Consider the following 21,185-nt stretch of genomic DNA (forward strand, 5'->3'; position numbering starts at 1 on the left):
CCCGCGGCCGTCGCCCTCGCCGCGCTCGCCGCCGAACCGGCCGAGACCGCCCTGCCCCTGGTCGAGGCCCTGCCGCGCACCGCAGAAGCGCGCCTGGCGCAAGTGCGCCTGGCCGCCGAGACCGGCTCGGACCGCACCGACCCGCTCCTGGCCGACGCCGCCGCCGAACTCGGCGCCGACTGGCGCCTGGACTGGTACCGCGGGGTGGCCGCGCTCGGCGACGGCGGCCGCATGCCGAAGGCCGAGTACTGGTTCTCGCGCGTCCGGGCGTTCCTGCCCGGCGAGCTGGCCCCCTTGCAGGCCTTGGCGATCTGCGCCGAGCCCGGCGGCGGGGCCGAGCAGCACGCCCGCGTGTGGCGCACCGACCGCGGCTTCACCAGCGCCGCGTTCGGCCTCGCCCGCGGCAAGGGCGACTACGCGGCCCTCGAAGCGGTCCCGGCGTCCTCGTCGAGCCACTCCGCGGCCCGCCAAGCACTGCTCGCCAAGCTGGTCCGCGCCCCGCGCGTCACCCTCCCCGACCTCAAGCGCGCCGCGTCCCTCCTCGAAGGACTGACCACTCTGGACCGTTCCGAGGCCGACCTGCTGGAGGCCGAGCTGTGGCGCGCGGCCGCCGGCGTCCTCGACGTCACCGGCCCCGACCCGCACTCGCACCTCTACAACGTGCCGTTCACCGCCGAAGCGGTCGCCACCGCGCGGGAGGCGGCCCTGCGCCGCATCGCCGGGAGGACTCCCGCGCCGCGCGTGCGATGGTCGGTCGTCGGCGAGGCCAACCGGGTCCGGCCCCGCACCTGGCTCTGAACCCCCACCGCCCCACCTCCGACGAAGGGAACCCCCGATGACCGACACCACCGCCTTCACGCTCACCGCGGACCAGAACAAGTACGTCCCGCCCGGCACCGCCGAGATGGCCGCGGTCCTCAGCGTCGACTGCCGCACCACCGAGACGGCCGCCGCCGAAGTCGCCGAGGTCATCGTCATCGACCGCTCCCCGTCCATGGGCGGCCCCAAGCTCGCCGAGGCCAAGCGCGCCGCCAAGGCCGCCCTCGACGCCCTGCGCGAGGACGCCCACTTCGCGATCGTCGCCGGCGGCCACGACGCCACCCAGCTCTACCCCGGCGACGGCGGCCTCGCCACCGCCGAAGCCAAGCACCGCAAGGCGGCCGCGCTCGCGATCGACAAGATGACCCTCGGCAACCTCACCTACACCGGGGTGTGGCTGCGCTGCGCCGCCGACCTGCTCGCGACCCGCCCCGGCGCGATCGGCCACGTCCTGCTCCTCACCGACGGCATGGTCAACCAGGACGACCGGTCCTACAACGCCGACCTCGCCTACTGCGAGGGCAAGTTCGCGTGCGACGCGGTCGGCATCGGCATCGACTGGGACCCCGACCAGCTCAAGCAGATCGCCGACCGCTTCCAGGGCACCAGAGCGTTCATCGAGGACCTCGCCGACCTGACCGACTACTTCACCGAGGTCTGCGGGAAGGCCATGGGCAAGGCCTTCGGCGACGTGGCGATCCTCGTCAAGACCCCCGCCGACGTCGCGATCGCCTCGCTCCGCCAGGTCTACCCGACCCTCCAGGACCTCGCCGGCCACCGCCGCGACCTCGACGGCCGCACCGCCCTGTTCCCCTTGGCCGCGTGGGGCAACGAGTCCCGCGAGTACATGCTGGACGTCACCGGCCCGGCCTGGCGGGTGGGGGAGGAGATCCGCGCCGCCCAGGTCCTCCTCGTCCGCGGACCTGACAACGAGGTCCTCGCCCGCGCCAACCTCCTCATGTGCTGGACCGACGACCCGGTTCTGAACACCGAGGTGAACGCCAAGGTCGCCGTCCACACCGGACAGGTGCAGCTGGCCGAGGAGGTCCGCACCGGCCTCGCCGCGCTCCGCAGCGGGGACGCGCCGACCGCCACGCAGCACTTCGCGACCGCCCGCACACTCGCCGAGCAGGCCGGGAACCAGGCGACCGCGCGCCTCATCGACCGGATCATCGACTTCGACCCCGGCACCGGCACCGCCCGCCTCAAGCAGGGCATCACCGAGGCCGACCGGCTCCAACTCGATGTCGGCACCGACGTCACCGTCCGCACCCCCACCACGCGAACGGAGCTGACGTGACCGTCACCTGCCCCAGCTGCGGCCACGAGTCGGTCGACACCGAGTGGTGCGACGACTGCGGCCGCCCCCTCATCGGCGGCGACCCCGCCCTGCCGCTCCACGCCACCGGCCCGATCCTGCCCGCGCCCCGCTGCCCCGCCTGCGGGGAGCGGCGCCTCGGCCAGTTCTGCCAGGCGTGCGGCTACAACTTCGCCAGCGGCGACGGCGGCCCGTCCCCGATCACCGGCGACACCGCGCTCGCCCCCGACCCGGACCCCCGCCCCGATCCCCTGTCGCAGACCGCCGCCCGGCACCGCCTGCCGACCCCCGATCCGTCCCCTGCCCTGGTGGACACCGGCTTCGAAGTCCACGTCAGCGCCGACCGCGACTTCTTCGACCGCCTCGCCGTCGAAGGCGAGACCGACTCCATCGTCTGGCCGCCCTACGCCCCCGACCGCACGATCTCCTTGCGCGGCGAGAACATCCGCATCGGCCGCGGTCGGCGCGACGGCACCGAGCGCCCCGAGATCGACCTGTCCGCGCCGCCCGCCGACGTCGGCGTCTCCCACCTCCACGCCGTCCTCATGCGCACCGGCGACACCTGGTCCATCGTGGACCTCGGCTCCTACAACGGGACCCGCCTCGGCGGCCGCCGCCTCGAAGCCAACGTCCCCGTCCCCCTCCCCGAAGGCACGGTCGTCCACCTCGGCGCCTGGACCGCCCTCCGCCTGCGCCGCAAAGGAAAGGACGCGCAATGAGCACCGCCCTCACCGGCCCCCGCGCGAGCCTCGACGGCGACCCGCTCGCCACCCGCCTCGACCTCGTCCACCGCACCGCCTCCCCGCCGCGGCTCCTGGTCCGCGCGGTCGCCGCCGTCGCGGCCCTCGCCGCCATGCTCACCGCCCTCGCGGTCGCCGCCGCGGCCGCCAACGACGCCCTCGACGTCATCGGCCACGAAGCCGGACCCCAGGTCGTCGCCACCACCGACCTCTACTTCGCGCTCTCCGACGCCGACGCCCAGGTCGCCACCCTCCTGCTCCTCGGCACCTCCGACCCCGAAGCCGCCGCCGAAGCCGAGACCCGCTACGCCCAGCGCCGCGGCGAGATCGCCGGCGCCCTCCTCGAAGCCCACCGCCTCGCCGGCGGCGACGCCGCCCAGCGCACCACCATCGAGACCGTCATGGAGCACTACGGCGAGTACGAGCAGCTCGCCGCCGAAGCCCTCCTCCTCGCCGACCAGGCCGCCTACCCGCAAGGGGAGGCCCCGCCCGAGGTCGTCGCCGCCTACCGCGAGGCCGGCGACCTCATGAGCGGCCAACTGCTCCCCTTGTCCTACAACCTGACCCTGGAGAACGCAACCACCGTCCGCGAGTCCTACGACAGGGCCCAAGGCCGCATCGACACCGGCCTGCTCGTCGTCGCGATCGGCGGCGCGATCGCGCTCGCCGCCCTCGTGTGGCTCCAGATCCACATCGCCCGCGGCTTCGGCCGCGTCTTCAACCCCTCCCTCCTGGTCGCGACCGCCGTCTGCCTGCTCTACCTCGGCACCGGCCTCACGGTTCTCAACGCCGAGCAGTCCGCCCTCCAAGAGGCCAAAGAGGACGGTTTCGACTCGGCGCTCTCCCTCGCCCGCGCCAACGCGGTCTCCAACGCGCTCTACGTCGACCAGGTCCGCTACCTCCTCGACGACGAGCGCGCCCTCGTCTACGAGCAGACGTTCTTCGACAAGGTCCAGGCCCTCCTCTACGTCGAGGCCGACAATCTGGAGGACTACCGCGAGAAGCTCACCGAGCTGTGGGAGCCCCAGTTCGCCGTGGTGCCGAGCGACGGCCTCCTCGGCGCCGGGCTCCAAGGCGGCTACACCATGAGCACCAGCGAGTCCTGGCAGGCGCTCCTGGAAACCGATGCGGCGATGCGCGCCGACACCGGCTCCGACGCCTCCCGGCTTGAGGCCGCCCGAGCCGCCTACGAGGCCTACGACGAGGACCTCGACAACCTCACCGGGGAGCACCTGACGACGTTCCGCGCCGGGATCGACGAGGGCGAGAAGGCCATCGCCGACTTCGCATTCCTCCTCCCGGCCGCCATGGTCGCCTTGGCCGCCTTCACCTTCACCGGCATCGCGCCCAGACTCAGGGAGTTCCGATGAGACGCGCCGCCCCCCTGCTCGCCGCCGCCTGCGCCCTGCCGCTGGCCGCGGCCGGATGCGCCGCCGACAGCGAGTCCATACTGGACGCCGACGTCCTCCGCATCGCCGTCCAGACCGACCAGCCGCTCATCGGCTGGGAGAACGACGACGGCGAGTACGAGGGCTACGACGTCGACACCGCCCGGTACCTCGCCGACTACCTCGGCAAGGACATCGAGTGGGTCCCGATCCTCACCGCCGACCGCGAGACCGTGCTCCTGGAGGACCGCGCCGACCTCACCATCGCCTCCTTCTCGATCACCCAGGAACGCAAGCAGAGCATCGACTTCGCCGGCCCCTACGCGATCGTCCACCAGGACCTCCTGGTCCGCGCCGACGACACCACCATCAACGAGCTCGCCGACATCGAGGGCCGCCGCCTGTGCTCCACCAGCGGCTCCAACGTGGCCGACCGCATCACCGTCGAGCACGGCGTCTCCGCGATCCCCGTCGAGGCCGCCGACGCCATCGAGTGCCTCGCGATGCTCGTCGACGGCGAGGTCGACGTCATCGCCACCGACGACCGCATCCTCGCCGGCCTCGCCTGGCAGTCCGGCGGCCAGACCCGACTCGTCGGCGCCGGTTACTCCGAAGAGCGCCTCGGCATCGGCATGCGGCCGGGCGACACCGCCGGATGCGAGGCGATCAACCGCGCCATCACCGCGATGTACGCCGACGGGACCGCCGAGCTGCTCATGCAGCAGTGGTTCGCGCCCGCCGGGATGGACCTCTCCTCGATTCCCATTCCCCAGTACGAAGGATGCGAATGATGGCCGCCCTCACCGCCGCACCGCAGGGCACGACCCGCTCGCCCCGCGCCGTCATCGCCGCCTGCGCCGTCGGCACCTCCCTGGAGTGGTACGACTTCTTCCTCTACGGCACCGCCGCCGCGCTCGTGTTCGGCCCGCTGTTCTTCCCCTCGGCCTCCCCGGCCGCCGGGACCCTGCTCGCCTTCGCCACCTACGGCATCGGCTTCGCCGCCCGCCCGATCGGCGGCATCCTCTTCGGACACCTCGGCGACCGGGTCGGCAGACGGAACGTCCTCGCCGTCTCGCTGCTGCTCATGGGCATGTCCACCTTCCTCATCGGCATCCTGCCCACCTACAACAGCATCGGCCTCGCCGCGCCGGTCATCCTCGTGCTCCTGCGGTTCCTCCAGGGCCTGAGTCTCGGCGGCGAATGGGGCGGCGCAGTGCTCCTCTCCATCGAGCACGACCGCCGCGACCGCTGGGGCGCGGCGGCCGCCTGGGTCCAGTTCGGCGTCCCCGCAGGCAACCTCCTCGCCGCGGGCGTCCTGGCGGGCTCCAACCTCATGCTCAGCGACGAGGCGTTCATGACCTGGGGCTGGCGCCTGGCGTTCCTGGTCTCGGCGCTGCTCGCCCTGGTGGGCCTGTGGATCCGCGGCAACGTCGCCGAGTCGCCGCTGTTCTCCTCGATCCGCGCGGTCCCGGCGAACCCGCTGGGGGAGGTGTTCCGCACCCACAAGCGCGCCCTGCTGGCCGCGTTCTGCACCCGCATCGGCGTCGACGTGGCCTTCTACGTCTTCACCCTGTACCTCATCACCTACCTGATCGAGGTCGCCGACGTGTCCCAGGACGTCGGCCTCGGCGCGGTCCTGGCCGGATCTGCGGTGCAGCTGCTGCTCATCCCGTGGTTCGGCCGCCTCTCGGACCGCATGGGCCGCAAGGGCATCATGGCCGCCGGTGCCGTGGCGGCGGCGGTGTGGGCCTGGCTGTTCTTCCCGCTGCTGGACACCGGCTCGACGGCGTTCATCGCGGTCGCCGTGATCGTCGCACTCGTGGCCCACGCCGCGATGTACGGCCCGCAGGCGGCGTTTATCGCCGAGCGCTTCGAGACGCGGGTCCGCTACTCGGGGACCTCCCTGGGCTACCAGCTCGCGGGGGTTCCGGGCGGGGCGCTGGCCCCGCTCATCGCGATCGGCCTCTACGGCGCCTTCGGGACCGGCGCGATCGCGCTCTACACGAGTGCGGCCCTGGGCATCACGCTCCTGGGCCTGTCGATGGCCCCGGCCCCGGCCGCGCGGTGACATGAGAGGGGCCGGTCGATCCTCCACCAAGAATCGACCGGCCCCGTCCGCGCGACATTACTAGAGTTGCAATGCCGCACGGTGGAGGCGCGTCGGCGTTTCGCGCTGCTGGCGCTCGGACTGGGGGTCCGCGACAGCGACGAGCCGGCCGCGCCGGGCACTAGGTGTTCTCGGGCTGGGCGATGAGCTTGCGGGCGCGTTCCAGGATCCAGTCGCACCACTCGTCGCCGATCCAGGCACCGCGCCATTCGGGGACGGGTCCGGGCTCGTCGACGAACCGGCAGATCTCGCGCGGCCCCGCGCCGTCGTTGCACTCGATGCGGTACTCGGACGGGCCGAGCGGGTGGCCGCCTGCGCTCACGCCGACATGGAAGAGCGCGAACACCGCAGGGCCTCTTCTGAAGTCGCCGAGCCAGCCGTCTTCGTTCGGGTGGGGTGCGGTCTCAGCCTTCACAGAAGCGCACCTTCCCGGACCGGTCGTCGAAGCCGACCCCGTTGTAGAAGACTTTGTAGGCGGCGTCTTCGACCCAGACTTTCCAGTCGGGCGCGAAGGTGCGCCAGCCGTCGCCCCAGGTTGCGTGCAGGCGACCGGAGTTGAGACCGGAGACGATCAGGACGATGTCGGCGGCGTTGCCGTCGGCCGACACTTGGAACGAGTCGGGGGCGACTGGGCTTGAGGCCCGGACGGTGAAATCGGTGTGCCCATCGGTGAACCGCCCCCGTTCGAGTTGGCCGCTAGTTGGTTTGTCCATCGCGTGTCCTCCACTTCAGAGCCGTTGCGAGCGGCGATTGCTGCCGGCGATGCTTCGAGAGTAGGACCGGGGACGGGACTCCACAAGAGCGAAACACCTGGTAGGGCGGTGCGCAGTTAGGCTGCGGCACAGAGGGTCGGCAGTAATCGTCGGCAGTTTTTCGTGCAAAACTGCCGACCGTTTCTGAGCGTTGTGGAATCGGCGAAAGCTGTGATAATGAATGGATGTCGACCGCATCAGAACTTCTCAGGATTGTCGGCCAAGTTTTGGCGCGCCTGCGCGTACAGGCCAACAAGACGACCAACGACCCGGAGGCTTGCGCGATCGTCGGATCGTCGAGGTCTCTCAAGCGAATCGAACAGGGGATCAAGACACGAGTCAACTTCGCGCAGATTGGCCGACTCTGCGACTACTACGGGGCTCCGGCAGAGGTCAAATACGAGATGGAGCGCCTATGGCGCTTGGCAGACTCGAAGATCTGGGCCCAGCCCAGCCACGCGATCGCCAACTCCGGATGGGACTCGTACCTGGAGTTCGAAGGGATGGCGGTCGGTCTGGCCCAGTATGAGTGCTTGGTGCCACCGGGCCTCGCACAGACCGAGCGCTTCATGCGCACACAGTTCGAGCGAAGCGGCGAAGACCAGAAAAAGATCCCGGGCCTGATCGAGGAACGACTCCGCAGGCAGGAGGAGTTCGAATCGCGCCTCGGCGGCATCGTGTGGCGGGCGCTCCTGAGCGAGGCGGTGCTGCACAACGGATGTGACGACGAGCAGCTTCGCCGCATGCTTGAGCTCGATGAGCACGAGAACGTGACTATCAACTACCTGCCCTTCTCTGGGGCGCCATACGCGAAGATGAGTGTGCCTTTCTCCGTACTATCCTTGAGAGATCATGAGACCCCTAGCATCGTCTATCTGGAGAGCCCCTACGAGTACCGCTTCTATGAGAAGCAGGATGCGGTGGGGCTCTACACCCAGATCTTCGAGGCGAGGGATCTCCAGGCCAAGTCTCTGAAGGAGTTCCATCGATGAGCCAGGATGGGTGGCGCAAGTCGAGTCGGAGTGATGGTGCTGCGAACAGTAACTGCGTTGAAGCGCGCGTGGCTCCGTGGCGGAAGTCGAGCCGAAGCGAGGGTGCTGCGAACAGCAACTGTGTCGAGGCCCGCCCCGCTACCTCCGGATTCCAGGTCCGGGACAGCAAGCTCGCAGAAGACTCCCCGATCTTCGATCTCCCCGCTGCCGACTTCTCCGGCCTGCTCCGCGCCGCTGGTCGGTCGTTAGATCCAAGGCCACAACGTTTGAGGGGCGCTCCCGCCGGGAGCGCCCCTCAAACGTTTGGGTTGACATCCTTGGGAGCGATGACCTGCCGGAGTGTGCGCTGCCAGGTGAACCGCTCGGTGGGTCCAGCGGCGGTGTCGACGAAGTCCACTCGCACGTACCACCCCGGCTCATAGTCGGGCGGCGCGACGCCGAGCGTGCCCCGGACGAAGTCGCCAAGCTCAGCCACGGACATCTCCTGGGTGGCTTCCAGGTGCCGCTGGTAGTCGTCTTCACTGATCGTCATCATTCCCCCTCCGGCGGGACACGGAGCTCGGCCAGCTTCGCCAGCATCTCCTCGTTGTCCTTGAGGTGGTTCACCATCTGGAAGAGCTGGTCGCGCTCCTCACCTGTCACCGGCACCTGGTCGTCGACGAGCACCCACACCAGACCTTGCACCAGCCGCCAGTACTCCCCGGCGGCCTGCATGCCCTCATAGACATCGAGGAACCGCTGCGGCATCCGCGGCAGGAGCCGCTCGACCACCGCGTCGGTGAGGTCGTAGAAATCGTCCTGGTCCATGCTCATCGTCTCCTCGGATTCCGCCTGACACCCGGCCCCTTGACCGGCCATCCCGCCTCGACACTCCCGTCCGGGCGCACGACCGCCTGTACCGTGACACCTCGGTGGATCCCCTCTGCGATGAAATTCCGCCCGGTCAGATCCGGGCTGACCTTGCTCGGCCGGTCGGCGATCGCGGCGAGCGCTTCACTGATGTCCTGATCGTCCCAGCCTTCAGGGAACTCGGTCTTGCCTGGGCGACCCGTCCCGAAGGCGTGGCCGCCCTTCTCCGGGTTGTCGTCATCCCCGTTCACCACGTGATAGAGGTCGGACCAACCTATCCGGTGCGGTTTGCCGACCGGGTATCCGGTCGACCTGAAATCAGGCGGCTCGGGTGGCGGCGCGGCAGGTGCAGTCCGTCCGGGAGGGGGCCCTCCGCCTCCGCTCGAAGCCGAGCGCGCTGAGCTGATTGCGGCCCTCCGCAGCGGACTCGGTGCTTCTTCCGATTTCGGCCATGAGACTTCGCGCCCGGTCGAGGGCGGTGCTGATGGCGGAGATCAGGGCATCGATCGAGGATATGAGAGGCTCCGTCAGGGGTAGCGGCTACCGCGCCAGAGCTTATCCCGAATCGCGCCGTCAGTCGGTCTAACTCGCGGTCGAGGTTGTCGAGGCGGGTGCGGACGTCCTTGGCGTCGGGGTGATCGAGCTCCTCGAAGATGGCAAGGGCCGCTTCCCAGTTGCGGCGGGCGGTCGCGTGGGAGCCCATGGCCTGGCGGGCGTCGCCGAGGTGGGTGAGGACCTCGGCCTCGGCGGGGCGGAAGGCGAGTTCGCGGAAGCGCGCCAGGGCGTGCTCGTACTCGGCGACGGCCCGGTGGTGGTCGCCGAGGCGGTGGTGGACCGTGCCGATCTCGTCGCGCGCGGCCGCTTCGCCGGCGAGGTCGCCGAGCTCCCCGAACAGGGCCGCGGCCTGCTCGCAGTAGGGAAGGGCGCGTTGGGGATCACCGACGAGGAGGTGGTGGCAGCCGATCGTGTAGAACGCCCGGGCCTGGCCGACCCGGTCGCCCGCCGACTGGAACAGGGCGAGCGCGCCGGTGCAGTGGTCGAGCGCCTCGGCGAACCGCCGCTGCCGCCGCCACAGCCGGCCGAGTTGGAGGTGGGCGTGGGCCTGGCCTATCTCGTCGTGCCCGGCCCGGCCCAGCTCCAGCGCCCGCTCCAGGTGGCCGTGCGCTTCGGTGAACCGGTCCAGGCGGCCGCAGGTCTGGCCGAGGAGGCGGAGCATGCGGGTCTGGGCGGGGACGTCGCCGAGGCGGGTCGCCGCGTCGAGGCCCTGCTCGCTCACGACCGCGATCTCCTGCCAGCGGCCGCGCCGGTTCAGGTAGTCGGGGAGGGTCCAGGCCAGCTGCCAGCAGTGCACGTCGCGGCCGAGGGCTGACGCGTGGTCGATCGCCGCAAGCAGGACGGCGGTCTCGGCGGCGAACCATCGCATCGCCTCGTCCCCGTTCGCCAGGCGCTGCGGCGTGACGCCGTCCGCCATGGGGGCCAAGGCGATCGGGTTGCGGGTCGGGTCCAGCAGCCGGTCGGCGGCGTAGGCCGTGTGCAGGTAGTGGTCGAGGATCCGGAGCGAGGCCGCGTCCCGCTCGGGCGAGGACCCGGCGAGTTCGGTCGCGTAGGCCCGCACCAGGTCGTGGAAGCCGTACCGGTGCTCGGGCGTCCACAGCAGCAGACTCGCCTCGACCAGCTCGGCCAGCGCCGCCCGGGTCGGGTGGAGGCCGGTCCCGGCCAGGCTCGCCGCGGCCGCGGCCGCCCAGTCCGGGCCCGGGTGGAGCGCCAGCAGCGGGAGCAGGCGCGCCGCCTCGGGGCTGAGCTGCCGATAGGACCAGTGCAGGAGCGTGCGCACGTCGGTCTCGGGGTCGGTGGCGCTGAGGCCGTCGAGGAGGTTTGCGGCGGCGTCGAGCTCGTCGGCGAGGACCGCGAGCGCGTCGCCGGGCCGCGAGGCCGCGCTCGCCGCGACCACCGACAGCGCCAGCGGCAGGCCCCGGCAGACGTCCATGATGCGCTGCACCGCATCGAGATCGGCCGCCAGCCGGTCGGCCCCGAGCCGCCCGGCCAGGAGCGCCCGCGCCTGCGGCTCGGACATGGCGTCGAGCGGCACCACCAGCGCCCCGGTCGAGGCGATCAGGCCGGTGAGGCGGTTGCGGCTGGTCACCACCACCGCGCAGTCGGAGGCCCCGGGCAGCAGCGGACGCACCTGCGCGGGGTCCTTCGCGTTGTCCAAGACCAAGAGGACCCGCTTGTCCGACAACAGCCTCCGGAACCGGGCCGCCCGCAGCTCGGTCCCGACCGGGACCGACGCGGGGGAGTCGCCGAGGGCCTCGATGAACGACCGCAGCACCTCCCCGGGGTCGGCGGCCTGCTCGCCGGGGCCGAAGCCGCGCAGGTCGGCGTACAGGCGCCCGTCGGGGAACTCGCCCGCGACCCGGTGCGCCCAGTGGACCGCGACCGCGGTCTTGCCCATCCCCGCGCTCCCGGAGACGACGGCGACCCGCGCCGCGCCTTCGTCCACAATGGTGTCCAGCTGCTTCAATTCGCGGTCCCTGCCGGAGAACACGCGAAGGTCGAACGGCAGCAGGTCGACCGGAGCCGCAGGCAGCACCGTCCGGACCGGTGCCGCGGCGACGCCGGGAACGCTCCCGGTGAGGACTTGCCGGTGGACCTCCTGGAGCTCGCGGTCGGGCTCGGTCCCCAGCGTCTCGATCAGCATCGCGCGCGTCTCGCGGTACACCGCAAGGGCTTCGCCGCGCCTGCCCGACCGCGCGAGCGCGAGCATCAACTGCGCCGCCAAGTGCTCCCGCAAGGGCGCCTGCGCGAGCCGCACCCGCAGCTCGCCGACCAGCCCGGCGTGCGCGCCCAGGTCCATGCCGAGGTCGATGTGCTGCTCGGCGACCTGGTCGAGCCGCTCCTGCAGCGCAGTGCGGATGCCGTCGAAGCGGGCGCCCGCGACCACGTCCTGGTAGGGTTCGCCGCGGATGAGCGCGAGCGCGTCGGCGAAAGCCGCTGCGGCGTCGGCGCTCCGGCCGTCGGCGCGGGCCCTGCGGGCCCGCTCGACGTACCGGTCGAAGTCCCACAGGTCGAGCTCCCCGGGCTCGACGCGGAGCCGGAAGCCCTGGTCCCACTGGATGCGCGGGGACTCGTCGCCATCCTCGGCCAGCAGGTTGCGCAGCTTCCACACGTAGCTGCGCAGGTTCGACTCGGCGGAGGGGGTCGGCTCGTCCCAGGTCAGCTCGATCAGGCGGGAGCGGCTCAGCGTCCGGTTCGGACTGCTGAGCAGGGCCGCCAGGACGGCGCGCTGGCGCGGGCCGCCGAGCCGCAGCCGGCGACCGTCCGACTCCGCCTGGAGCGGTCCCAGCACCCTGAAGCGCATGGCGCAAACGTTAACAGGACGGGTCTCCGATACGAACGGTGCACTGTGGGCTGCACCGTGCGTGACCAGTGCGTTCACCTGCGTGCGGCCTCTGCCTATACGTTCCGTATGCGGGACTTGTGCGGGGAGGCACCTACGCTGGCAGGGCCGGTCCCCGCCCCGCCTGCACGACTCCTCACGGTAAGGAACCCCCTATGCCGAGAACCCCCTTCAAACGCCTCAGCCTCAGAGCGATCACGCTGTCCACCGTCGCCTTCACCGGCATCGCGGTCACCGCCGGTGTCGCCTGGGCGGCGTTCACCGACAACATGTACCCCACCCAGTACTCGAACGGGCACTGCACGGACGAGAGCGGCCCGAACGGGTGGATCTCCTGCCTGACCGACAACTCCACCGTCACGTACTACATGGACAGCGGCGGCACCAACCAGTTGGAGCCCGAGGACCGCACCGTCGTCATCAACGTGATGAACAGCATCTACGGGCCGACCGACCTCTCCGTCAGCCTCGACACCTCTCCCACGTTCTCCGGCAGCGCCGAGACCGACATCGTCTACGAGGAGAGCGGCATCGGCGTCCCCGACACCGCCTCGGGCGCCACCTTCTGCAACGACGCCGTCAACGAACTCCGCTGCGACCAGCAGTACATCCGCATCCTCGGCGGCGGCCACTACGTGAAGGGCCTGGTCTGCCACGAGACCGGCCACGCGGTGGGACTGCTGCACGGCAACCGGTCGGATCCGCTGGTGAGCAATACCGACGAGCGCCTCGGGTGCATGGAGACGCCCACGAGCGACGGAGAAGTCCTCCAGGACAACAACATCGACAACATCAACGGCACCTACTGAGGAGGAGTCATGCGCAAACGCACCCGCATCGCAGCGGCCGCCGGGCTCGCCGCAGCCGCTTCCGCCACCGGCATCGCGGTCGCGGCGCTCCTCGCGCCGACCGGCCCCGGGGCCGCCGACGAGGTGCTGCTGGGACTCGGCAGCGACAACTACCCGAGCACGACGGCGGAGGACTGGGTGACCTACGCCGACCACGTGGTCGTCGTCGAGGCCGTCTCCGAGGAGACGATCGCACCCTCCGCGGCGGAGGTCGAACGCGGCGAGGGCATCATCGGCCGGACCGTCTCGCTCACCGTCGAGGAGGTGCTCTGGTCGAGGGACGGCGCTCCGGTGGCCGCACCCGCGGCCTGGGACTTCAACGCCTCCGGCTGGCACTTCTCCGAGGGGGACATCGAGAACGCCGTCGAGATGGGGCTCGCGGACTCCCCCCGCGTCGAGGTCGGCCACGAGTACGTCATGGCGATCCGCTGGGAGGCGGCCACCTGCTCCGATGACGGCGACTTCACCCCCGCCAAGTGGCGCGGCCTCGGTGAGGGATCGGCGGTCCCCTTCGACGACGGCGTGCTCGGCAACGGCGAATCGGAAGGCACCGTGCAAGACGCGGAGGCCTTCGCCGCGGACGCCGACGTCCACCCCGACCAGGGAGTCGAGGAGATCCTGGTCGGCCAAGGGGCCGAAGCGATCGTCAGCGCCCTTGAAGACGCGAAGCCCGACACCGCGGCACAGGCCGAGGTGGAGGAGTTCTCCGCCATGCACTCCTGCGTCTGATCGGAAAGGACAATCCCTTGAAGAATCCATCTGAACGGCTGCGGCGCAAGTTCAACCGCGTCACCGTCCGCATCGCGATGCTCGCCGCGGCCGCCCTGGTCGCCGTGTTCGCGATGCCGTCGTCGGCCATGGCCGAGGAGTACTACTTCCAGGACTGCGAGCTTGAGCGGGTGACCTGCCAGTTCGGCGTCGAGGTGGCGGGACCGATCGGCCAGTGCATGACGGCGAACGCCGCCCACGGGAAGACCCAGGTCTGCATCCAGTACGACGGCGACTACGTCTACGTCAGGGACGGGGACGCCGACGGCTACGGCGCGGCGGCCCTCGTCCTCAGCGAGTTCGGCGACATCAACATGCGCTGGTGTGCGAACCGGCACGGCTACGGCTCCTGGGTCAGGTGCAACTTCAACTGGCGCGAGGACGGCGACCACGGGGTGGCCGGCGGGTACATCGTCCAGTATTACGTCGAGGAGATGATGCAGCTCTGGTGGTGGTCCAACAATTAGCCACCCGCTGCTCGACGAGTCTCCCAGGACCTGATCAGGGGCCGGCCGCTTCGGCGGTCGGCCCCTCATCGCGTCGGGCGGCGGCGTGTGCGGCTCGCATACGGAACCTGTACGGCCGGACCCCTACGTTGGCGGAGCAGGTCGCCACCCTCGCCTGCGCCACTCCGCACGGTAAGGACCTCCCATGCCGAAATTCCCTGTGAAACGCCTGAGCCTCAAGGCCATAAGCCTCGCCGCCGTCACCTTCACGACCGTCGCGGTCACGGCGGGAGTCGCCTGGGCGGCGTACACGGACAACATGTACCCCACCACGTACCAGTTGGGCAGCTGCCGCAGCGAGAGCGGCCCCGACGGCGAGATCAGCTGCCAGACCGACAACTCGGCCCTCAACTACTACACGGACGCCTCCGGCACCAACGCGCTCGAAGCGGGCGACAAGTCGGTCGTCGTCAACGTCCTCCAGAACATCTACGGACCGACCGACCTCACCGTCTCCTTCGACTCGACGCCCTCGTACTCCGGCAGCGCCGAGACCGACATCATCTACGAGGAGAGCACCGTGGGCCTCTCCTCCAGCGCCGCCGGCGCCACCTTCTGCAACAACGCCGCGGACACGCGGGGGTGCGACCAGCAGTACGTCCGCATCCGCGGCGGCGGCTACTACACGACCGGTGTGACCTGCCATGAGACCGGGCACGCCGTCGGCCTGCTCCACGGCCAGCAGGCGTCGCCGAGGAAGGCCAACAACGACGAGGCCCTCGGGTGCATGGAGACGCCGACGGACTCCTTCGAAGTCCTCGACGCCAACAACATCTCGAACATCAACTCCACCTACTGAGGAGGAACCATGAGCATCCGCACCCGTATCGCGGCGACCGCCGGAATCATCGCGGCCGCCTCAGCGGTCGGCATCGCCGTCGCGGCCCTCGCCGCACCCGCGGCCGACCCCGGCGACGAGGCCGCCGCCGAGGAAGTGCTGCTCGGGCAGGGCAGCGACCTCTACCCGAGCACGACGGCCGACGACTGGGTCACCTACGCCGACCATGTGGTCGTCGTCGAGGCCGTGTCCGAGGCGACCATCACCCCGACCGCGGCGGAGCTCGAACGCGGCGAGGGCGTCATCGGCCGGACCGTCTCGCTCGCGATCGAGGAGGTGCTGTGGTCGAGGGAGGGCGCCCCGGTGGCGGCCCCCTCGACCTGGCAGTACTCGGCCCTGGGCTGGCACTTCAACGAGGGCGACACCACCGACGCCGTGGAGATGGCGCTCGCGGACTTCCCGCGGGTCGAGGTCGGCCACCAGTACGTCATGGCCATCCGCTGGCAGGCGGCGATCTGCGACGACGACGGCGAGTTCACCCGGGCCCAGTGGCTCGGTCTCGGCGAGGGTTCCGAGATCCCCTACGACGGCGGCACGATCGGCAACGGCGAGTCCGAAGGCACCGTCCAGGACGCGACGGCCTTCGCGGCCGACGCCGAGGACGAAGTGGACCAGGGCGTCGAGGAGATCCTGGCCGGTCAGGGCGCCGACGCGATCGTGAGCGCCCTGGCGGACGCGACCGCGGACACCGCCGCCCAGGCCGAGGCGGCCGAGTTCGCCGCCATGAGCCCCTGCGTCTGACCTGAAAGGACGATCACGTGAACGCCGCTCACTGCAATCGAGGAGATCCCGAAATGATGATCCGCCGTATGCTCATCGGCGCCCTGGCGGCCCTGATGGCAACCGTAGGAGGCCTGGCCATCGCCTCGCCCGCCCAGGCCATACCCACCACGTGCTCGAACCTGGGATACGACAACGGACGCGATGGGGTCACCGACAACGACGCCAACGGCGGGGGAGCGTTCGTCGACGCCATCCTCTGCTGGTCGGCACGGGGCAACGGGTACTACGACACCTACGTCCAATGGACCGTCTACGACACCAGCTCGAACAGCGCGGGCGCGACGCCCCGCCTGGAGTGGACCGGAACCGACGGGGTCGTCCACACCTTCACTCCGCCGTCGAGCCAGCGCGCCTGGGCCAACGGCGAATACACCAACGGGGTCAAGCACACGAACAACATCAAGGGCCTCTACGTCAGAGCCTGCCTGACCAACGCCGACAATCCATCGCACCACTGCGGCCCCAGGGCGTAGCCGCGACCGCCGTGCGGACGCCGCGGCCCAGGCCGAGGCGGAGGAGTTCTCGGTCATGCACTCCTGCGTGTGACCGGAACGCGTCCGCACGCAACGAGGGGCCGACCGCTTCGGCGGTCGGCCCCCTCGTTTTCTCTGGGGCTGTTCAGGTTCGAGCGACTAGGCGTCGAGCGCCTCGTTGATCTTGCGGGCCATCTCGGCCATGACGGGGCTGGGCCCGCCGCGGTGCGCGCGGTCGGCGGCGGCGATGACCGTGCCGATCACGGACCTGAAGTTCGCGGCCTCGGCCGGGTCCTGCTCCTCCAGGAGCTTCACGGACGCGGTGATCGCCGGGAAGACCTGGTCGGCCAGCTCGGCGGTGGACTTGCCGTTGAAGCGGGTGCCCTTCGCGGTGGCGACCACGTGGCCGACGGTCCCGGTCGCGGCCGCCAGGGCCAGGCCCGCGTCGGTGCCGATGCGGTGGGCCGAGCCGGCGATGCCGGCGGCGGACATGAGCGAGACGGCGCCCCAGGCGGCGGTGCGGATGGTGATCTCGTCCTGCGCGGTGATGGTGAGGTTCGACATTTCGGTGCTCCTTCAAGCGGTTCGTTTCTCGGCGGTTCGCCTTGATGAGGCAACTATGCGAGCGCGCTCTGACACGGCACTGACACCGCCCTGACGGTCGCTGACGCCGTCTCAACTCCCGAAACCGCCACTCGACAGCGCGGCGCGGAACCGGTACAGTGACGCTGCTTTACCGATAAATAACTGCTTCGGGAGACCACCCATGACCGAGCGAGTCACCATCCGCGTGGGCGACGCGGTCGCCGAGACCGCCCCCGACCTGTGGGGCCTGTTCATCGAAGACCTCAACGACGCCCTCGACGGCGGCCTCAACGCCGAACGCGTCCGCAACGGCGACTTCGAGTTCGCCGCCACCGACCGCGACGGCTTCCACCCCCTCACCGGCTGGGCCGCCGAAGGCACCGTCCAGGTCCGGACCGAGGCCCCGCTCCACCCGAACAACGCCCACTACGCCGCCCTCACCGGCCCCGCCGCGATCGCCAACGGCGGCTGGGACGGCATCAGTACCGCGCCCGGCGACCGCCTCCGGCTCACCCTCTTCGCCCGCGCCCACCGCGCCCCCGCCGAACTGGAGATCAGCATCGGCGGCGGCCTCGCCACCGCCAGCGCCGTCGTCCAGCCCGGCGACTGGCGCCGCCTCGTGATCGACCTCGAAGCGGCCGCGGCCGGCCGCGGCGAACTCGCCCTCGCCGTCCCCGCCGGCACCGTCCTCGACATCGACGCCGTCTCCCTGCGGCCCCTCGGCGACGACGGCGAGCCCCTCACCTTCCGCCCCGACCTCCTCCAGGCCCTCAAGGACCTCGCCCCCAGCTTCATCCGCTTCCCCGGCGGCTGCCTCGCCCACGGCTACGGCCTCGCGAACATCTACCACTGGAAGGACACCGTCGGCCCCCGCCACGAACGCGTCCACGCCCGCAACATCTGGGGCTACCACCAGTCCCGCCAGATCGGGTACGGCGAGTACTTCGAACTCTGCGAAGCCTTGGGTGCCACCGCGATCCCCATCGTTGCCGCCGGTGTCTGCTGCCAGAACTCCCCGGGCGGCCAGCACGCCGTCCCCGAGTCCGACATGGACGCCTACATCCAGGACGTCCTCGACCTCGTCGAATACGCCAACGGCGGCACCGACACCCGCTGGGGCGCACTGCGAGCCGAACACGGCCACCCCGCGCCCTACGGCCTCCGATACCTCGGCCTCGGCAACGAGGACGAGATGACCGACGACTTCCGGGACCGCTACGCCCGCATCGAGGACGCCCTGCGCGCCGCCCACCCCGAGATCACCGTCATCGGCACCTCCGGGCCCGCCACCTCCGGCCCCGACTACGACGCCGGATGGGCCTTCGCCCGCGAACGCGGTGTCGACGTCGTCGACGAGCACGGCTACCAGAGCCCGCGCTGGCTCCACCAGAACCTCGACCGCTACGGCGCCTACGACCCCGAGGGCCCCAAGGTCTACCTGGGGGAGTACGCGGGCGCTTCGAGCAGGATCCGGTCGGCGCTGGCCGAGGCCGCGTACATGATCGGCCTCGAACGCCACCCGCACGTGGTCCGCCTGGCCTCCTACGCGCCGCTGCTCGCGCGCGTCGGCCACTCGCAGTGGACCCCGGACCTCGTCTACTTCACCGCCGACGAGGTCCGCCTGACCGCTTCCTATTACGTGCAGCGGGCCTTCGGCGCCGAGCGCGGCGACCACGTCCACGCGGTCGAACTCGAAGGGGCCCAAGGCTTCACGCGGCCGGTCCCGAGCGAGGGCACCGTCCGGCTCCGGTCGGGCCGCGCCGAGATCGCCTTCACCGAGGTGACCGTGGACGGGAACCCGATCCCCGACGTCGTCACCGCCCCCGGCGGCGACGGGGTCCTCCTCGCCCCGATCGACTTCGGGAGCACCGAGATCGCGTTCAACGCCGTCCGCCGGGACGGCATCGACGGGTTCGCGCTCCACCTCGGCGCCGAGGACCCGGGCACGTCGCTGCGGATCGACCTCGCGGGCTGGCAGAACAAGAACACGTCCGTGATCCGCCGCGACGACGGCATCGACAACTGGGAGGCCGGGCGCCTGTGGCCCGGGCTCACCGACGGCGAGCCGGTGGCCGTGCGGGTCCGACTCGACGGCCCGCGCCTGCGCGTCTGGGTCGACGGCGACCTCCACCACGACCTCGAACAGGACCGCCGGCCCGAGCATCGCACGGCCGCCGGAGTGCTCTCGCGCGCAGGCGAAGCGGGCCCCGAGTACGTGGTCCGCCTCGTCAACGCCGAGGACGCCGAGAAGGCCGTCCGCCTCGACCTGCCCGGCGACCCCGGCGAGGTCGAAGCCGAACTCTCGATCCTCGCCGGGGCCGGCCCCGACGACGGCGCCCTCTTCGAAGCGTCCCCGGTCGCGCCCGTCACGCAGCACGTCAAGGGCCGGGGCGGCATCGACGTCGTCCTGCCCCCGTGGTCCTTCGTCGCGGCCGTGATCCGCACCGTCTGACAAGCGGGGCGGGCACGCCCGCCCCGCACCTCACCCCCGGTCGAGCTCGGCGGCGATCATCGCCTCGACCGCTTCGCGCCCTTGGCTTCCGAGCGCGGCCCCGAGTGCCGCGGCGAGCTGCTCGAACGGGTCGGCGAGCGGCAGGTCCGGGAGCCGCTCGCCGAGTTCAACCACCGTCCAGGGCCCGCCGTCCTTGTGCACGTGCTCGCCGAGGGACCAGCCGTGCGAGGCGAAGACGGTGCCGCCGCGGATCGACAGGACCTGCCCGGTGAACGGGCAGTCCGGTCCGACCAGATAGGACACCAGCGGCGCGACCATCGCCGGGTCCTTCGGGTCGGGGCCCTCCTCCGAGGCCCGGTCCATCCCGGGCACGCCGCGGGTGAGCCGGGTGCGGACCATCGAGGGCGCGATGCAGTTCACGCGCACGCCCAGGCGCCCCAGTTCGAGCGCATGAACGGTGGTGAGGGCCGCGACGCCCGCGTTCGCCGCCGCGTAGTTCGACTGGCCCGGCAGCGAGTTGTACAGGCCCGAACCGGAAGCGGTGTTGACGATCGCGCGGCCGGTGCGGTCCCCGGCGTCCCGTCGCCGCCGCCAGTGCGCGGCCGCCCAGTGGCTGACCGCGAACGCGCCCTTGAGCTTCACGGCGACCACGTCGTCGAACTCGGCCTCGGTGAGGCGTTCGAGCCCCTTGTTCACCTCGGTCGCGGCGTTGTTGACCACCGCGTGGAGGTCCCCGAACTCCGCGACGGCCCGCTCGACCATGCGCTCGGCCCCGCCCCAGTCGGCGACGCTCCCCTGGTCGGCCACGGCCCGGCCGCCGGCCGCGAGGATCTCCTCGACCACCGCCTGGGCCACCCCCGCGTCCCCGCCCCGCCCGTCGATCCCCACGCCCGGGTCGTTGACGACCACGTTCGCGCCCAGCGAGGCCAGGTGCAGCGCCTCCGCGCGCCCGATGCCCCGGCCCGCGCCGGTCACCAGCACCGTGCGCCCTTGCAGACTCCCCATCGCGTACTCCTCTCAGATTCAGTACTCCGAGTATATTAGTATACCGAGTGCATTGATATCCGGGCTGCACTATGCTGGCCGGGTGCCGGAAGAACCAGGACGCCGCGAGCGCAAGAAGCAGCAGACCAGGCAGACCCTCATCGCTACGGCCGTAAGGCTGTTCGAGGAACGCGGCTACGAGGCGACCGCCGTCGCCGACATCGCCGAGGCCGCCGACGTCTCCAAGCGCACCTTCTTCCTCCACTTCCCGACCAAGGAGGACGTCCTCCTCAGCGACGGCCGCGCCCGCCTCGACCTGGCACTGCGCGTCATCGCCGACCGCGCCCCCGACACGCCCCTGCGCGAGGCCCTCGCCGCCTCGCTCGCGGCCATGATCGACGACACCGCCGCCCGCGACCTCCCCACCGGCATGGCCGCGCTCCGCGCCCGCCTCATCGCCGACTCGCCGACCGTCCAGGCCCGCGTCCTCCACACCGCCTTCGCCGGCCAGGCCCGCATCGCCGACGCCCTCCTGGCCGCCTACCCCGACCGGCTCGACCGCACCAGCGCGGCCGCCGTCGTCGGC

The 21,185-nt window shown here is 71.0% G+C and carries 23 protein-coding genes and 1 pseudogene; 16 read left to right on the plus strand and 8 right to left on the minus strand.

Annotated elements, in window-relative coordinates; translation table 11 throughout:
* The 6 genes from DI269_RS19480 to DI269_RS19505 form a co-directional block, all read left to right on the plus strand.
* A partial coding sequence (locus tag DI269_RS19480) for a tetratricopeptide repeat protein (protein ID WP_332871980.1) occupies positions 1–798 on the plus strand: 798 nt, incomplete at its 5' end.
* 37 nt (positions 799–835) lie between these two features.
* The gene (locus tag DI269_RS19485; RefSeq protein WP_112138913.1) at positions 836–2,119 is read left to right on the plus strand and encodes a VWA domain-containing protein; all 1,284 of its coding nucleotides are present in this window, start codon (positions 836–838) and stop codon (positions 2,117–2,119) included.
* Positions 2,116–2,856, plus strand: a complete 741-nt coding sequence (locus DI269_RS19490) for an FHA domain-containing protein (protein WP_157975097.1) — start codon at positions 2,116–2,118, stop codon at positions 2,854–2,856. Before DI269_RS19485 ends, DI269_RS19490 begins: the two co-directional genes overlap by 4 nt.
* A complete protein-coding gene (locus DI269_RS19495; protein ID WP_112138917.1) occupies positions 2,853–4,247 on the plus strand; it encodes a hypothetical protein in 1,395 nt (464 codons plus the stop codon). The genes DI269_RS19490 and DI269_RS19495 overlap by 4 nt, the downstream gene beginning before the upstream one ends.
* On the plus strand, positions 4,244–5,056 hold the full coding sequence (locus DI269_RS19500) for a transporter substrate-binding domain-containing protein (RefSeq protein WP_112138919.1): 813 nt from the start codon (positions 4,244–4,246) through the stop codon (positions 5,054–5,056). The genes DI269_RS19495 and DI269_RS19500 overlap by 4 nt, the downstream gene beginning before the upstream one ends.
* Positions 5,056–6,333, plus strand: a complete 1,278-nt coding sequence (locus DI269_RS19505; protein WP_112138921.1) for an MFS transporter — start codon at positions 5,056–5,058, stop codon at positions 6,331–6,333. Before DI269_RS19500 ends, DI269_RS19505 begins: the two co-directional genes overlap by 1 nt.
* A 160-nt stretch (positions 6,334–6,493) precedes the next feature.
* Here the strand turns inward: DI269_RS19505 and DI269_RS19510 are convergent, their stop codons facing one another.
* Positions 6,494–6,787, minus strand: coding sequence for a hypothetical protein (locus DI269_RS19510; protein ID WP_112138924.1), 294 nt, complete (start codon positions 6,785–6,787; stop codon positions 6,494–6,496).
* Positions 6,777–7,085, minus strand: a complete 309-nt coding sequence (locus DI269_RS19515; RefSeq protein WP_157975098.1) for a hypothetical protein — start codon at positions 7,083–7,085, stop codon at positions 6,777–6,779. The genes DI269_RS19510 and DI269_RS19515 overlap by 11 nt, the downstream gene beginning before the upstream one ends.
* 224 nt (positions 7,086–7,309) lie before the next feature.
* On the opposite strand from DI269_RS19515, the gene DI269_RS19520 reads away from it, so the two are divergent.
* Together DI269_RS19520 and DI269_RS28345 are read left to right on the plus strand one after the other, a co-directional pair.
* Entirely contained in the window at positions 7,310–8,116 is an 807-nt protein-coding gene (locus DI269_RS19520) for a helix-turn-helix domain-containing protein (protein WP_112138928.1), read from the plus strand.
* A pseudogene (locus DI269_RS28345) lies at positions 8,113–8,340 on the plus strand (DUF397 domain-containing protein); the annotation flags it as partial. The gene DI269_RS19520 and the pseudogene DI269_RS28345, both read left to right, overlap by 4 nt.
* 71 nt (positions 8,341–8,411) lie before the next feature.
* Here the strand turns inward: DI269_RS28345 and DI269_RS28350 are convergent.
* Genes DI269_RS28350 through DI269_RS19540 form a run of 4 tightly spaced genes read right to left on the minus strand, consistent with a single transcriptional unit; the run spans position 8,412 to position 12,323 of the window.
* Positions 8,412–8,651: a hypothetical protein gene (locus DI269_RS28350; RefSeq protein WP_232822824.1), complete on the minus strand. Its 240-nt coding sequence runs from the start codon at positions 8,649–8,651 to the stop codon at positions 8,412–8,414.
* The gene (locus DI269_RS19530) at positions 8,648–8,923 is read right to left on the minus strand and encodes a hypothetical protein (protein WP_112138932.1); all 276 of its coding nucleotides are present in this window, start codon (positions 8,921–8,923) and stop codon (positions 8,648–8,650) included. The genes DI269_RS28350 and DI269_RS19530 overlap by 4 nt, the downstream gene beginning before the upstream one ends.
* Before the next feature lie 2 nt (positions 8,924–8,925).
* Positions 8,926–9,216, minus strand: coding sequence for an EndoU domain-containing protein (locus DI269_RS27225; RefSeq protein ID WP_157975099.1), 291 nt, complete (start codon positions 9,214–9,216; stop codon positions 8,926–8,928).
* Between the two features lie 23 nt (positions 9,217–9,239).
* Entirely contained in the window at positions 9,240–12,323 is a 3,084-nt protein-coding gene (locus DI269_RS19540; RefSeq protein WP_112138936.1) for an AfsR/SARP family transcriptional regulator, read from the minus strand.
* Positions 12,324–12,517: 194 nt separating this feature from the next.
* Between DI269_RS19540 and DI269_RS19545 the strand changes: the two genes are divergently transcribed.
* The 6 genes from DI269_RS19545 (at position 12,518) to DI269_RS19570 (ending at position 16,578) form a co-directional block, all read left to right on the plus strand.
* Positions 12,518–13,171 (plus strand): hypothetical protein, encoded by a 654-nt coding sequence (locus tag DI269_RS19545; protein WP_198667564.1) that lies wholly within the window; start codon positions 12,518–12,520, stop codon positions 13,169–13,171.
* A gap of 9 nt (positions 13,172–13,180) precedes the next feature.
* Positions 13,181–13,939 carry a hypothetical protein gene (locus DI269_RS27230; protein ID WP_112138938.1) on the plus strand — a complete coding sequence of 253 codons (759 nt, stop codon included), beginning with the start codon at positions 13,181–13,183 and terminating at the stop codon, positions 13,937–13,939.
* Between the two features lie 17 nt (positions 13,940–13,956).
* Positions 13,957–14,445, plus strand: coding sequence for a hypothetical protein (locus DI269_RS19555; protein ID WP_112138940.1), 489 nt, complete (start codon positions 13,957–13,959; stop codon positions 14,443–14,445).
* A 184-nt stretch (positions 14,446–14,629) separates the two neighbouring features.
* On the plus strand, positions 14,630–15,283 hold the full coding sequence (locus DI269_RS19560) for a zinc metalloprotease (RefSeq protein WP_198667565.1): 654 nt from the start codon (positions 14,630–14,632) through the stop codon (positions 15,281–15,283).
* Between the two features lie 9 nt (positions 15,284–15,292).
* On the plus strand, positions 15,293–16,063 hold the full coding sequence (locus DI269_RS19565; protein WP_198667566.1) for a hypothetical protein: 771 nt from the start codon (positions 15,293–15,295) through the stop codon (positions 16,061–16,063).
* A 53-nt stretch (positions 16,064–16,116) separates the two neighbouring features.
* Positions 16,117–16,578, plus strand: a complete 462-nt coding sequence (locus DI269_RS19570) for a hypothetical protein (protein WP_157975100.1) — start codon at positions 16,117–16,119, stop codon at positions 16,576–16,578.
* A gap of 159 nt (positions 16,579–16,737) precedes the next feature.
* On the opposite strand, the gene DI269_RS19575 is transcribed toward DI269_RS19570, so the two are convergent.
* Positions 16,738–17,142 carry a hypothetical protein gene (locus DI269_RS19575; protein WP_112138944.1) on the minus strand — a complete coding sequence of 135 codons (405 nt, stop codon included), beginning with the start codon at positions 17,140–17,142 and terminating at the stop codon, positions 16,738–16,740.
* 202 nt (positions 17,143–17,344) lie between these two features.
* Between DI269_RS19575 and DI269_RS19580 the strand changes: the two genes are divergently transcribed.
* Complete coding sequence (locus tag DI269_RS19580) at positions 17,345–19,615, plus strand: alpha-L-arabinofuranosidase C-terminal domain-containing protein (RefSeq protein ID WP_112138946.1); 2,271 nt, start codon at positions 17,345–17,347, stop codon at positions 19,613–19,615.
* 30 nt (positions 19,616–19,645) lie between these two features.
* Here DI269_RS19580 and DI269_RS19585 read toward each other — a convergent pair whose 3' ends face one another.
* Positions 19,646–20,620, minus strand: coding sequence for an SDR family NAD(P)-dependent oxidoreductase (locus DI269_RS19585; RefSeq protein ID WP_112138948.1), 975 nt, complete (start codon positions 20,618–20,620; stop codon positions 19,646–19,648).
* Between the two features lie 82 nt (positions 20,621–20,702).
* Here DI269_RS19585 and DI269_RS19590 point away from each other — a divergent pair.
* A partial coding sequence (locus tag DI269_RS19590; RefSeq protein ID WP_112138950.1) for a TetR/AcrR family transcriptional regulator occupies positions 20,703–21,185 on the plus strand: 483 nt, incomplete at its 3' end.

Source organism: Glycomyces dulcitolivorans, assembly GCF_003265355.1.
Classification (GTDB): Bacteria; Actinomycetota; Actinomycetes; order Mycobacteriales; family Micromonosporaceae; genus Glycomyces; species Glycomyces dulcitolivorans.

Coding starts and splice junctions, on each gene's coding strand:
- DI269_RS19485 (WP_112138913.1), top strand. CDS start 836: ATGACCGACACCACCGCCTTCACGCTCACCGCGGACCAGAACAAGTAC.
- DI269_RS19495 (WP_112138917.1), top strand. CDS start 2,853: ATGAGCACCGCCCTCACCGGCCCCCGCGCGAGCCTCGACGGCGACCCG.
- DI269_RS19500 (WP_112138919.1), top strand. CDS start 4,244: ATGAGACGCGCCGCCCCCCTGCTCGCCGCCGCCTGCGCCCTGCCGCTG.
- DI269_RS19505 (WP_112138921.1), top strand. CDS start 5,056: ATGGCCGCCCTCACCGCCGCACCGCAGGGCACGACCCGCTCGCCCCGC.
- DI269_RS19515 (WP_157975098.1), bottom strand. CDS start 7,085: ATGGACAAACCAACTAGCGGCCAACTCGAACGGGGGCGGTTCACCGAT.
- DI269_RS19520 (WP_112138928.1), top strand. CDS start 7,310: ATGTCGACCGCATCAGAACTTCTCAGGATTGTCGGCCAAGTTTTGGCG.
- DI269_RS28350 (WP_232822824.1), bottom strand. CDS start 8,651: ATGATGACGATCAGTGAAGACGACTACCAGCGGCACCTGGAAGCCACC.
- DI269_RS19530 (WP_112138932.1), bottom strand. CDS start 8,923: ATGGACCAGGACGATTTCTACGACCTCACCGACGCGGTGGTCGAGCGG.
- DI269_RS19540 (WP_112138936.1), bottom strand. CDS start 12,323: ATGCGCTTCAGGGTGCTGGGACCGCTCCAGGCGGAGTCGGACGGTCGC.
- DI269_RS19545 (WP_198667564.1), top strand. CDS start 12,518: ATGCCGAGAACCCCCTTCAAACGCCTCAGCCTCAGAGCGATCACGCTG.
- DI269_RS27230 (WP_112138938.1), top strand. CDS start 13,181: ATGCGCAAACGCACCCGCATCGCAGCGGCCGCCGGGCTCGCCGCAGCC.
- DI269_RS19560 (WP_198667565.1), top strand. CDS start 14,630: ATGCCGAAATTCCCTGTGAAACGCCTGAGCCTCAAGGCCATAAGCCTC.
- DI269_RS19565 (WP_198667566.1), top strand. CDS start 15,293: ATGAGCATCCGCACCCGTATCGCGGCGACCGCCGGAATCATCGCGGCC.
- DI269_RS19570 (WP_157975100.1), top strand. CDS start 16,117: ATGATGATCCGCCGTATGCTCATCGGCGCCCTGGCGGCCCTGATGGCA.
- DI269_RS19575 (WP_112138944.1), bottom strand. CDS start 17,142: ATGTCGAACCTCACCATCACCGCGCAGGACGAGATCACCATCCGCACC.
- DI269_RS19580 (WP_112138946.1), top strand. CDS start 17,345: ATGACCGAGCGAGTCACCATCCGCGTGGGCGACGCGGTCGCCGAGACC.
- DI269_RS19585 (WP_112138948.1), bottom strand. CDS start 20,620: ATGGGGAGTCTGCAAGGGCGCACGGTGCTGGTGACCGGCGCGGGCCGG.